The organism is Mesorhizobium sp. M1A.F.Ca.IN.020.03.2.1 (genome assembly GCF_004023205.1).
Classification (GTDB): Bacteria; Pseudomonadota; Alphaproteobacteria; order Rhizobiales; family Rhizobiaceae; genus Mesorhizobium.
The window spans coordinates 1-12421 of sequence record NZ_RZSV01000173.1 but is presented as its reverse complement, the minus strand read 5'-3'; the positions used below and the strand labels follow the sequence as shown (position 1 = coordinate 12421).

The window sequence follows — 12421 nt, the reverse complement described above, 5'->3', positions numbered from 1 at the left end:
AGCTTAGCCTGTTCATGCGTGATGCGCTGGCCATATTGCTGCGACAGCAGGTTGATCTGGCGATCGTAGGCGAGGCGGTATTCGTTGATCGAAACCGTGGTGCCGCCGGCGGTAATCACCGAATGATGGCCAGCCAAGCTTCCCGACAGGCGCCCGGAAATACCCCAGACGGCAAAGCTCACCACCAGCAAGGACAGCAAAGCTTTCGCGACCCAGGTGCCCGCCGCGCTTCTCAAAATACCAAGCATGCCCACTTCCGATCTTTGCGCATTTTCGCATGCGCCGACTCTGAAACAAGCGCAATAGCGTCCTTCCGGCCCACTGTCGATTGCTTTGTGGCCCGATTTTGGTAGTGAGGGCGCTGCCTTATGTTGCCTGGAGAACTCGACGCCATGACCCCTGGAATCCGTCCGCTCGTTGCCGGCAACTGGAAAATGAACGGCACCAGGGCCTCGCTCAACGAGTTGAGGATGATCGGCAACGGCTTCATGAGCGGCCTTGATGCGGAGACGGAAGCCCTGGTCTGCGTTCCGGCCACCTTGCTTCACCAGGCCGCAGAGATCCTTTCGCGGACACCGGTTCGCGCCGGCGGCGAGGATTGCCATCCCAAGGAGAGCGGCGCCTATACGGGTGAGATTTCGGCCGAGATGCTGAAGGATGCCGGCGCAAGCCATGTCATCGTCGGCCACTCCGAGCGGCGCGAGCAATGCGGCGACGATGATGCGATCGTCAACGCCAAGGCTTCGGCCGCCTGGCGGGCAGGGCTGGTGGCCCTCATCTGCATCGGCGAGACGCGCGCCGAGCGTGAATCCGGCGCGACGCTCGATGTCCTGTCGCGCCAGCTCGACGGTTCGGTGCCGGCGAGCGCCCCCGCCGCCAACACCATCATCGCATACGAGCCGGTCTGGGCCATCGGCACCGGCCTGACGCCGACGGCCGCCGACGTCGCCGAGGCGCATGCCCATATCCGTGGCAAGCTGACGGCGCTGCTCGGCGATGCCGCGGCCAGGATGCGCATCCTCTATGGCGGTTCGGTCAAGCCGTCCAATGCGGTGGAGCTGCTTGGCGTCGAGAATGTCGATGGCGCCCTGGTCGGCGGCGCAAGCCTGAAGGCGGCCGACTTCCTCGCCATTGCCGAAGCCTATATGCACATGTCATAGCCGCAGACGGCGGCAGGGGCGCGGCCCAAATCGTTGCAATGGCCGCATTGCTCCCCATATTCCCGGCCACGGGCTTGGAAATGCCGCCAAAGCATTGTAAGGAGCCGCCTCCAAATCACCGGTCGTATGCGCGGCCGCGCAAGGCCTCGCCAGGATAAATTATGGAAACGGTACTGATCGTCGTTCATCTTATGGTCGTGCTCGCCCTTGTCGGCGTGGTGCTGCTGCAGCGCTCCGAAGGCGGCGGTCTCGGCATTGGTGGCGGTTCCGGTTTCATGACGGCGCGGGGCGCAGCCAACGCGCTTACCCGCGCGACTGCGATCCTGGCCGCGGCTTTCTTCGTGACCTCGCTCGCGCTCTCCATCCTTGCCCGCTACGGCGAGAAGCCGATCGACATCCTCGACAGGGCACCGGCTTCGACCTCGGGCAATGCCGGCAAGGGTGTGCTCAACCAATTGCCGGGCGCCACCGGTCCGGTGGGCAGCTCGCAGCCGGCGGCGCCGGCTGGCGGCACCGCGCCGGCCGCCCCGTCGGGCGGAACGACAACCACGACGCCGCTGTCGAATGGCGGCACCACCACGGCCCCGGCCACTGCTCCCGCAACACCGGCGCCCGCGAATCCGACCACGCCGCCGGCCGCGAACGGCGTTACCTTGCCGGTCACCCCGCAGGTTCCGAACCAGTAGCCGGACAAGCATTGCTGCCGCGATCTGTTGTTCTTTGAACACAGTCGCGGCAAATGCCGCTCGATCACGAAGATTCAACCAAATGTAACGCGTCGCTCAGCTTGAGGGCGCGCTGGCTAATCGATTATAGATTGCGCGCGGCACTTTTCGGCGTCCTTGGGGGGCGCCGGGCGACGCCGTTGGGCAACTAGCATAGAAAATCGGATCTTCGCCATGCAGCTTCGCAGCTTCATCCTTTTGGGATTCTGTGCCGTATTCGGCATGGGCTCCGCGGCCTTTGCCTCACCGGCAAATCTGGCCGCTTCGCCGTCGGTAGAGAAGACCGACGCAATACCCGTCGCCGCCAAGAGCGACGCATCGCAGCTGAGGCTTCTCAAGAAGAAGAAAAACCCGACTCCGGACGACCTCGCGCAGATAGAAAAGCTCGAGGCCAAGATCGCTGCCGACAAGGAAGCGGCCAAGCAAAAGGCGCTCGAAGCCCGCAAGCTGGCGATGCGTGAGGCGGCCAAGGCCAAGGCGGATGCGGCGCGTCAGGAATGGCTCTCCAAGAAGGGTTCGGCCGCGCCGGCCGAAGTGGCTGATGCGAAGCCCGGGAAGAAGACCGTCAAGATCATCGAACCGCTCACGCCCGTGGCGCCGATCGCCTCGCTCCAGGCCGAGGAGCCGATCCCGGCCGAGGCGATGAACATCACGGCCACCGGCAACAACGGTGAGTTGCGAAGCGAACAACCCGGCCAGAAGCGGGCGAGCAGCGGCGGCCTGTTCGCCGGCCTGTTCGGCGGTTCCTCGGTGACCTCGATCAACTATCTGCCGGAGACCCGCGCGCTTGATTCGGCGCTCGCCAAGAAGGATGCCAAGAGGCCGTTCAAGGTGAAGCCGGAGTTCGTGCCGCAGGACGTCGCCTTCACCGGCTATGAGCCCGGGACGATCGTCATCGACACGACTGCTCGCCGTCTCTACCTCGTCGAATCGTTTTCCACCGCGCGCCGCTACGCCATCGCAGTCGGCCGTGAAGGACTTCAGTTCAAGGGGACGGTGGCCGTCGGCGACAAGCAGGAATGGCCGCGCTGGATCCCGACGCTCGACATGCAGAAGCGCGAGCCGAAGCACTATGGCCAGTACAAGGACGGCATGCCCGGTGGCGGAGAAAACCCGCTCGGCGCGCGCGCCATCTACCTCTATGACGGCAAGAAGGACACGCATCTGCGCATCCACGGCACCATTGCACCGCAGTCGATAGGAACCAGCGCTTCCAACGGCTGCTTCCGCATGATCAACGAGCACGTCATGGATCTCTACAGCCGCGTCAAGATCGGCACCAAGGTCGTTATTATCTAACGCGTTGAAGCAAACTGCCGAAAGGGCCGGCACCACCGGCCCTTTTTCTTTGATCAAAGCGCGTCGCGTTGAAAGACGCTGGTGCCGCGCTTTCGAGTTTCTGTTCTGATGCCTGCCGTTCTCCCAAAACCACTGCACAGTTTTGGGCGGCATGCTTCAGAGAAATGCCCGTCCGGACATAGCGCCATCTGGGAAAAAGCCTTCGCGGCGGTTTTTTCTCTGGCGGAATCAATCAGGCCGCGTTAAGCGATGACTCCCATGGCGCGATATGTATTCATCACAGGCGGCGTGGTTTCCTCACTCGGAAAAGGCATCGCTGCAGCAGCTCTTGGGGCTCTTCTGCAGGCGCGTGGCTATCGCGCGCGGATCAAGAAGCTCGATCCCTACCTCAATGTCGACCCCGGAACGATGTCGCCGTATCAGCATGGCGAAGTGTTCGTGACCGACGACGGCGCCGAGACCGATCTCGATCTCGGCCATTATGAGCGTTTTACCGGCCGCTCGGCCAACCAGCAGGACAACATCACCACCGGCCGCATCTACAAGAACATCATCGAGCGCGAGCGGCGTGGCGACTATCTCGGCGCGACCGTGCAGGTGATCCCGCACGTCACCGACGAGATCAAGCATTTCGTCCTTGAAGGCAATGACGATTACGACTTTGTGCTGTGCGAGATCGGCGGCACTGTCGGCGACATCGAGGCGATGCCGTTCCTAGAGGCGATTCGCCAGCTCGGCAACGACCTGCCGCGCAACAACGCGGTCTATGTGCATCTCACCCTGATGCCGTACATCCCTACCGCCGGCGAATTGAAGACCAAGCCGACGCAGCATTCTGTCAAGGAATTGCGCGGCATCGGCATCGCGCCCGACATCCTTCTGGTGCGCGCCGACCGGCCGATCCCCAAGGAAGAGCGCCGCAAGCTTTCGCTGTTCTGCAATGTGCGCGAGAGCGCCGTCATCCAGGCGCTCGACGTGCCGCACATCTACGACGTGCCGATGGCGTATCACAAGGAAGGGCTGGATTCCGAGGTGCTTGCAGCCTTCGGCATCGATCCGGCGCCGAAGCCGCGGATGGAGCCGTGGCAGGCGCTCTCCAGCCGCATCCACAATCCGGAAGGCGAGGTGACGATTGCCGTCGTCGGCAAATACACCGGCCTCAAGGACGCCTACAAATCGCTGATCGAGGCGCTGTCGCATGGCGGGCTTGCCAACCGCGTCAAGGTCAAGCTCGACTGGATCGAGAGCGAGATCTTCGAGAAGGAAGACCCGACGCCGTGGTTGGAGAAGGTGCACGGCATTCTCGTTCCCGGCGGTTTCGGCGAGCGCGGCTCCGAGGGCAAGATCCTGGCCGCGAAGTTCGCGCGCGAGCGCAAGGTGCCTTACTTCGGCATCTGCTTCGGCATGCAGATGGCCTGCATCGAGGCTGCGCGGTCGCTCGCCGGCGTCGAGCATGCCTCTTCCACCGAATTCGGCCCGACCGAGGAGCCGGTCGTCGGCCTGATGACGGAATGGCTGAAGGGCAACATGCTGGAGAAGCGCAGGGCTACCGGCGATCTCGGCGGCACCATGCGCCTCGGCGCTTATCAAGCCGACCTCGCCAAGGGGTCGAAGATCGCCGAGATCTACGGCGACACGCAGATCTCCGAGCGCCACCGGCACCGCTACGAGGTGAACATCGACTACAAGCAGCGGCTTGAGGATTGTGGCCTGGTCTTTGCCGGCATGTCGCCAGACGGGGTGCTGCCGGAGACGGTGGAATATCCCGACCATCCCTGGTTCATCGGCGTGCAGTACCACCCGGAACTGAAGAGCCGCCCGCTCGAACCGCACCCGCTGTTTGCAAGCTTCATCGAAGCGGCGGTGGAGCAGTCGCGGCTGGTTTAAACGATCGGCCGGCGACCATGCGAACTTACGTCGCGCTGCTCTACAGCATCATCCTGGGCGAGGGGCGGCGCGTTGTCATGTCCGACCTCAAGGCGATGGCCGAAGCCATCGGGCTGAAAAACGTCCGCACGCTGGTCGCCACGGGTAATCTGGTCTTCGAGGCGCGGACGGCCAGCGTTTCCGGTCTCGAACGGCGGCTGGAAAAGGCCTTCGAAGAGACTTTCGGCCGCCATGTCGATATCATCGTGCGCGACGCAGAAGACTGGCTGAAGCTTGCTGCCGCCAATCCGTTCCCGGACGAATCGGCAAAAGCCGGCGATCAGGTTGCGGTGCGGGTGATGCGCCGGCCGGCGCCTGAAGAAGCCGCAGCGGCTCTTACAGCCTATGCCGCCGCGGACGAGAAGGTGCTGTCGGTCGACGGCGATATTTGGGTCGTCTTTTCGCGCGAGCGGCCAAGCTCGCGGCTGCTCGCCGCAGCAAACCACAAGTGCATGGGGATCGGCACATCGCGCAACTGGAACACGGTGCGCAGACTGTCCGAGATGGTCGCCAAATAGGTTGAAATAAGGGTGGCTTTCGCCGCCCCGACTACTCAAGTCTCAACCCTCCGCGCCGGAGCAGGGCGAATCCGATTCCTCGATCGTTCACCGAAATCTGAGGCAGGCGACCGTTCCGATGAAAGGCCGCTGAGAAACACCTTCACGCAATCTGGAGATGATTCTCGTTTCGGGAAGCTGGCAAAACGGGGGATTTGATAAGATTTGCTGAAGTCTACATGTCAGGGGGCATCGTGAGTTTGTAAGTAAATCTCAGCCAGGCTTACAAGCGCCTAGCACGACACGGGCGTGGACTACACCGAAGAAGAACTGGGCTCGGCCGGGGTAGGGATGGCAAGCTTCTTTCGGACAGCACCTCAATGCGGGGGCGATAATCGCAATACCGTTCCAAGACAGCCAAGAGCTGGCCATACCGGCACGCGATTCCTGTTGCAACTCATCGGTTCATATTAGAGCGATGCCGGGAAAGCCCGACACAGAGTTCCGCCGTGCTTCAAACGAGGAGACGGAGCGGCTCACAACGGGTGAGCCGCTGCAAAATTGTCGAGCCGTCTCGGCTCTTATCGGGCATTCAGTGGGGGTTGGGCGGCGTATACGGCTGGCCAAGAGCCTCTGAAACCGCAACAAATACACGCGTTGCAGGCGAAGAGCAGACCGTGTCGCGTGGATCGTCGGTCAGCGTCGGCTCCGCCTTGCAATCGCCGGAAGCAATGTCGCTGTTGGTCTGGACCACGGCGGCTATGTCCGCACCTGCCTTGTAAAACAAGGTCGTGTTGTAGCCTGGCAGTTCGCCCGTATGGCCCACCCAGCCGCCGATGCAACCGACGCCGATCCCGTAGCCGGCCGCGCCCGGGAAGGTCAGCCGCTCCTTCTGCGCAGCTGCCCCCAGCAAGCCGTTCCCGGTGCCCAGTGCCCGAGCATAAACCAGCAAATCGTCGATATTGGAAATCAGTTCCCCTGCAGTCCATCCCCAGGATGGGTTCCAGTTCGTCGCGTTGCTTGGTGCATCCGGCTTGGCAAAATCCCCCTGCAGGGTAAAGCCCTGAGCATAGGGCACCGGCATATCCACCGAGTCACCCGGCCAGGACGTGTTCTTGAGCTTCAGCGGATCAAAGATCTGCTCCTTGAAAACCTCGCCGACGGTCTTTCCAGTAACCTGCTCCATGACCATGCCGAGCAGGATAGTGTTGGTGTTCGAATAGTTGAACGAGGCTCCGGGCTCGAAGAGAGGCGATTCAGCCACGCCGATGGCCACCAGCTCCTTGGGCGTGAAGATCGTTTGAGGCTTGGAGAACAAGACATCTTGGAATTTTGCACTTTGGGTATAGCTCGCAATGCCGCTGGTCATATCGGCGAGCTGGCGGAGCGTGATCCGATCGCCATTGGGGATGCCGGGTACGTATTTCTGGATCTTGTCGTCAAGCGACAGCTTCCCAGCTTCGGCCAGCTGCATGATCGCTGTGCCGGTGAATGTCTTGGTAACTGAACCGATGCGCGTGTGCATCCCCACAGCCATGGGTGTGCCGGCGGAAGGGTCGGCCTTGCCATACGCCGCCTTCCATATTCCGGAAGGTGTCACCACGCCGACGATGACACCCGGTGCCGCCGTCTTGGGCAGCGCGGATCGAACCGCAGCGTCAAGCTTCGCGCTGAGCTTCGAGGGCAGCGGCGTTGCCTTGGCCGGAACCGACCCATCGGCAATCACTTTTTCGATGTTCGCAACGCATCGCGCGCTATCGGCTGCGAATGCATATTGGGAGGAAAAAGCAAACAGGGCGACGGAACCGATGCAGCGGACGATCAGACGAAACCCATTCTCTTCCATTGCCATTCTCCACATTTAGAAAAAGGTCGAACGAACATCATGGTGAGCAGTCAAGGATCGAAAAGTCGAGCGCAGGGCGTTTTGGAGCTCTTGGGGAGTGCACACCGCCGGCGTTGATTTGCGAGCGCAAGTTCGTATAAACGAACATTTTCAACCCGGACGGGAACTCGCCTCTCCAACCTGCGCCCTCCGCGTAAGCTCCGTTCCGAGGCAAAGATACGATAAGATAAGGTCCGGAGCCAAGGTTTGTCGCTGGGCGTGGAGCGCTTTGGCAGAACTCGCCTGGCCGGCGTTAGTGCCAGCAAAATGGTGCTCCGCGGCTTGGAGAATGGCGATGTTCGACTTCGAAAATATTGGTCCGAAGCGAAAAGCGGGAATCTTCCGAAAGTATCGGAGACTTCCACCGTTCCGGTGACACGAAGGCACGTGCTCGCAAGCTCAACCCTGCCGTTTCTCGTCGCCTTTGCCGGTGTTCGGCGGGCAGCGGGCGGATCGCAGGATCCGGTGTTTCAACTGACCAAAAGCTAAGTTCCTGATCGCAGGGTCGCGCTCCTTCAATGCGTGCTCGAGGACAAAGGGTTTTACTCTTCCGATGTTGATGGACTGTTTGGCCCGCACTGGGGACTACGAGGTCGGTCTATATGACAACGCGGATTTGGCAAGGTTGGCTATCGCGTCTTACTCCCACGAATTCGGTTCCTGATATCCTTTCACGGACGACCAGCTTCTGGCGGGCTTTGCTGTTACGGACAGCTATATAGACTCAACAGGCAAGGACGTGGTCGCTGTCTCTCCTGAAGAAATGGATCCTACCATTACATCATTGAGCCCGAGGTCGAACTGCCCTGACGCAACTTTTTCGAGCGCAAGGACCCCGCATTGGCTGGCCCGAGATGGTAGGCAAGTGAGACGAAGCAAATGGGGCGGCTTTCGCCGCCCCGACTGTGTTAAGCCTTGGCCATGCGTGCGCCGGCGCCGAGCGCCATTGTGCGCAGCACATAGTAGACGGCGCCCGCGATCGCGACCCCGAAGAACCAGCCATAGACGCCCCACCAGGACGGCAGCCAGTTGGTGAAGTTGGGCAGGATCGAGGAGAAGATCGCGCCGATGCCGGCGGCGATGAAGGCGTTGACGTGCCAGCCGCCCTGGAAGCGAAACTCGCCATCTTCGCGGTAGAGCGCGTTGACGTCGACCTCGCCCTTACGGATCAGATAATAGTCGACCATCATCACGCCGAAGATCGGCCCCATCGTCGCGCCGATGATGTTGACGAAGGAGGCAGCGCTGCCTTCCCACGGCGCAAACGGATAGAGCACCAGCGCGATCAGCGCCGCGATATAGCCGCCCTTCTTGAAGTCGATCTGACGCGGGAAGACGTTGGAGAAGTCGAAGGCCGGCGAGACGAAGTTCGCCACGACGTTGATGCCCAGGGTCGCCACCGCGAAGGTCAGCGCGGCAAGCGCCGCCAGGAACCAGCTGTCGAATTTGGCCGAGATCTGGTCGGGGTGGAGCAGCACCTCGTGATAGACGTCGTAGGCGGCGATCGTGGTGACGCCGGCGACCAGCGAGAACAGGATCAGGTTGACCGGCAGGCCCCAGATGTTGCCCTTGCGCAGCGCCGCGTTGTTGGGCGCGTAGCGGGCGAAGTCGCAGAAGTTGAGGTAGAGCGCCGAAAAGTAGGTTACCCAGATTGCCGCCACCGCGAACAGCGCGGTCCACGAACCCGGCTCGCCTGGCACGCCGGCATCCTTGGTCTTGTCGAGCAGCACGTCCATCGGAATATCGCTGGTGAAGGCGAAGGTGCCCGACTTGACGCAGAGATAGATCGCCAGGATCAGCATCATCACCCAAACGGCGGGTCCGGCCCAGTCCTGGAAGCGCCGCACCGTTTCCATACCCTTCTGGATGATCAAAAGCTGCAGCGCCCATATGACGACGAAGCAGATCACCTCCAGGGTGGAATGGCCGAGCAGATGCGAGGTCCGGTTGAATTCGTCGAACCACTGCAGCCGCGTCAGCAGCGCGACGATTGCGCCCGACGCGGCGGCCGTCTGGGCGCCATACCAGAAGCAGGCGACGACGGCGCGCACCAGCGCCGGAATGTTGGCACCCCAGATGCCGAAGGAGGCGCGCGCAAGCACGGGGTAGGGAACGCCAGTCTTCACGCCGGCATAGCCGACAAGGTTCATCAGGAAGTAGATGATCAGCGAGCCGATGCCGATGGCGATGATGAAGTTGACGAAGCCGCCGCAGAACAGAAAAAGGCTCGCGGCGAGATAATAGCCCCAGAGGCTGTGGACGTCGGAAGTCCAGACGTTGAAGATTGAAAACGGCCCCCAGTTCCTGACTGTTGCCGGAGCCAGATCCTCGTTGTAGAGGTCCGGCGAAGCGCCTTGTATAGTCATTGCAACTGTCCCCTTTTGCAAAACGCGGCGTCCCCGCGTTAACTGGTGAGGGTAAGCCTGACGCTGGGGAACCTACAAGCAATCCATTTGCCGGCTTTGGCCTTAAAGTCATTCAATGAGAATCGCGCTTCTCGTCGCGCCAAAACAGGAATCGCCTTTACTTGAGTCGGCTTGCCAATCGCGCCCTGTCCGGTTCCGAACTTTTTCGACCAGCAACCAAAATTGTGTGGAACCAAACCCCTGGACATGCGTTTATGCGGGTTCGGCCGCTTTGCGGTCGACCGGGAGGATAGTGATGGATCGCTTGCATTTCTTTACCCCAGTGCGGATCGCGCGTGGGCAGGGATACCCCTTGGAGGAAGTCGACAGCGTCTCCGAAGCGATGGTGTTCCTGCGGAAGTGGCCAACGGGGAGGCGCGGCCCCGTTTATCAATGCGCCGTGAATTGCTGCTCGGCAGCTATGGCTGGCAAGATGTCGGCTGAGGAGGCGAGAAAGGCTTTTGTCGGCTTTGCCCGCATCACTCGGATTCTCGACGACGAGATGGCGCTGCCTCTGGGTGGCGTTTCGATGGACAATGTCTACGCTCTAAGGCGCTAGCACGTTCGAATCCTTCGGCAGCATGAGACGTCGGCCTGAGGCCGACGTCTCGGTGGTGTTGTGTGCTTACTGGCACGAGTTGCTTCGTTTCAATTCTCCCTGAAAGAGCGTGTGAGGGAGGCTTCCACCGGGGCCAGCATGTAGTCGAGCAAAGTGTGCTCCCCGGTCAGAATCATCACTTCCGCCGGCATGCCGGGCGATAGACGGACGTCGTGCAGTTCTTCGAGATCGGCCGCGTCGACCTTGACCTTGGCGAGGAAATAGGGCTCGCCGGTCTTCTCATCCGTCAGCCGATCGGCCGACACCGAGGTGAGCAGACCGTGGATCTGCGGCAGATGCCTGCTCGGATAGGCCGTCAACACCACGCGGGCGGGCATGTCTGGATGCACCACATCGATATCCGTGGTCTTGATGCGTGAATCGATGACCAGATTGGGCTCGTTGGGCACGATATCGAGAAGCGGCTGGCCGCTGGCGATCACGCCGGATTCGGTCGTTACGCGAAAATTCATCACCGTTCCCGCAATCGGCGCGACGATGTCGGTCCTGGCCAGCACATCCTGGCGCGAGGGCAATTGGCTGCGCAATTCGGCCAGGTCGGTGCGCACCTTGGCGAGATCCTCGTTGGCGCTCTCACTGTCCTGCTGGCGCAGGTTGAGGAGTTGGAACTGGGTTTCGCCGATCTGCTGATCGTTGCGGGCCACTTGAGCCCGGTTTGACGCTTGGTTGGCGCGGATATCGGCCTGGGAGCGCAGCAGCGCCAATATCCGCGGCAAGCGCTCCAGCCCCTTTTTGTAAAGCTCTTGGGCGGAAGCGATCTCCTGGTCGATCAGCCTGAGTTGCTCGGTCTCTGCGGCGATCACGTCTCTTGATCCCGCACTTTGCTCCTCAATCTGCGCGATGCGCTTGTTGAGGATCTGCGTGCGCCCGTCGCGGGTCGCGAGGCGGCTGTCGAGCAGCGCCTGCTCTTCGGCGACCACGTTTCGCCCCAGCTCGCTGTCGATCGAGGTCAGCTCCTTGGGGAAGGCGACCCGATTCTGGCCGGCAAGCTCCGCGACAAGGCGCGCCTCGGTTGCCAGCAGGCGGATATAGCGCCCCTGCAACTCGTCGTAGCGGCCCTGCGCCTCCGTAGTCTTCAAGCTGATGAGGACCTCTCCGACGCCGACCTTATCGCCCTCCTTGACATGAATCGCGCCGATAATGCCGCCTTCAAGGTGCTGGACCGTCTTGCGATAGCCTTCGGGGCTGACGACGCCATCGGCGACGACGGCACTTGCCAGAAGCGCGACGCTGGACCACACGGCGACGCCGCCGACGAAGACAATCGATGAAACATAGCCCAGCATACGCGCCGGCCGGGTCCGTTGATTGAGGTCGCCACTGATTGCCTGGAATGCATGTGACCGCCGCCGGAAGAATCGGGAAATCAGGAGCAGGACGAGCGCGCCGGCGGCCACAGTCAGAGCGATACGCGTCGGCCAACCCAATCCGTCATACCAAATCGAGGCCGCGGCGGTCAGATCCCCGGCCAAGATGCTCAGCGTGCCGGTCAGCTCACGCAGGCTGTCCGCCAGCCCGTTCAGAAGCGTCGAGAAGTCCATGGCTCACTCCACCGCTTTCAGGTTTGCCGGCGCGAAGGCGGCAATCTTGTCCCGCATGGCCCCCGGCATCGGAATGCGCCTGGGCTGGCCTGCCAGCGCGCCGAGCACCTCGTCGCGCGTGCCGAGCATCATGACCGATCCGTCGCGGAGGAGGACGATGTTGTCAGCCGTGCGCAGAAGACTGGTCTGATGGCTGACGATAACGACCGTGCGGCCGCGCTCCTTCAACTGCTGAAGCACGTTGAACAGCGCCGCCTCTCCTTCGCCGTCGAGGCCGGTGTTCGGCTCATCGAGTACGATCAGCGGCGGGTCGCCGAACAGTGCCCGAGCCAGCGCGATGCGCTGCCGCTGACCGCGCGAGATC

12 protein-coding genes are annotated in these 12421 nt (G+C 61.7%); 7 read left to right on the top strand and 5 right to left on the bottom strand.

Annotated features, from left to right (window positions below):
* Window positions 1–248: SurA N-terminal domain-containing protein (locus EOA79_RS23180; protein ID WP_206639256.1), on the bottom strand; the 248-nt coding region annotated here is incomplete at its 3' end.
* A 144-nt stretch (window positions 249–392) separates the two neighbouring features.
* Here EOA79_RS23180 and tpiA point away from each other — a divergent pair.
* The 5 genes from tpiA to EOA79_RS23155 all read left to right on the top strand — a co-directional run bounded on the left by tpiA (window position 393) and on the right by EOA79_RS23155 (window position 5628).
* Window positions 393–1160 carry a triose-phosphate isomerase gene (gene tpiA, locus EOA79_RS23175; protein ID WP_128293305.1) on the top strand — a complete coding sequence of 256 codons (768 nt, stop codon included), beginning with the start codon at window positions 393–395 and terminating at the stop codon, window positions 1158–1160.
* Between the two features lie 161 nt (window positions 1161–1321).
* Window positions 1322–1846, top strand: coding sequence for a preprotein translocase subunit SecG (secG, locus tag EOA79_RS23170; RefSeq protein WP_095825378.1), 525 nt, complete (start codon window positions 1322–1324; stop codon window positions 1844–1846).
* Window positions 1847–2059: 213 nt separating this feature from the next.
* Window positions 2060–3184 carry a L,D-transpeptidase gene (locus EOA79_RS23165; protein ID WP_095800751.1) on the top strand — a complete coding sequence of 375 codons (1125 nt, stop codon included), beginning with the start codon at window positions 2060–2062 and terminating at the stop codon, window positions 3182–3184.
* A gap of 249 nt (window positions 3185–3433) precedes the next feature.
* Window positions 3434–5071, top strand: coding sequence for a CTP synthase (locus tag EOA79_RS23160; RefSeq protein WP_082953678.1), 1638 nt, complete (start codon window positions 3434–3436; stop codon window positions 5069–5071).
* A 17-nt stretch (window positions 5072–5088) separates the two neighbouring features.
* The gene (locus EOA79_RS23155) at window positions 5089–5628 is read left to right on the top strand and encodes a DUF1697 domain-containing protein (protein WP_095825379.1); all 540 of its coding nucleotides are present in this window, start codon (window positions 5089–5091) and stop codon (window positions 5626–5628) included.
* A 571-nt stretch (window positions 5629–6199) separates the two neighbouring features.
* Here EOA79_RS23155 and EOA79_RS23150 read toward each other — a convergent pair.
* Window positions 6200–7453, bottom strand: coding sequence for a serine hydrolase domain-containing protein (locus tag EOA79_RS23150; protein WP_095825380.1), 1254 nt, complete (start codon window positions 7451–7453; stop codon window positions 6200–6202).
* Window positions 7454–7699: 246 nt separating this feature from the next.
* On the opposite strand from EOA79_RS23150, the gene EOA79_RS23145 reads away from it, so the two are divergent.
* Entirely contained in the window at window positions 7700–7981 is a 282-nt protein-coding gene (locus EOA79_RS23145) for a hypothetical protein (RefSeq protein ID WP_127217328.1), read from the top strand.
* A gap of 419 nt (window positions 7982–8400) precedes the next feature.
* Here the strand turns inward: EOA79_RS23145 and EOA79_RS23140 are convergent, their stop codons facing one another.
* Entirely contained in the window at window positions 8401–9858 is a 1458-nt protein-coding gene (locus tag EOA79_RS23140; protein WP_067319942.1) for an NCS1 family nucleobase:cation symporter-1, read from the bottom strand.
* A 295-nt stretch (window positions 9859–10153) separates the two neighbouring features.
* On the opposite strand from EOA79_RS23140, the gene EOA79_RS23135 reads away from it, so the two are divergent.
* A complete protein-coding gene (locus EOA79_RS23135) occupies window positions 10154–10456 on the top strand; it encodes a DUF982 domain-containing protein (protein WP_067319945.1) in 303 nt (100 codons plus the stop codon).
* Window positions 10457–10545: 89 nt separating this feature from the next.
* Here the strand turns inward: EOA79_RS23135 and EOA79_RS23130 are convergent, their stop codons facing one another.
* Entirely contained in the window at window positions 10546–12057 is a 1512-nt protein-coding gene (locus EOA79_RS23130; protein ID WP_095825381.1) for an HlyD family type I secretion periplasmic adaptor subunit, read from the bottom strand.
* Window positions 12058–12060: 3 nt separating this feature from the next.
* Window positions 12061–12421 (bottom strand): ATP-binding cassette domain-containing protein (locus EOA79_RS23125; protein WP_128293303.1); only part of this gene is annotated, 361 nt, incomplete at its 5' end.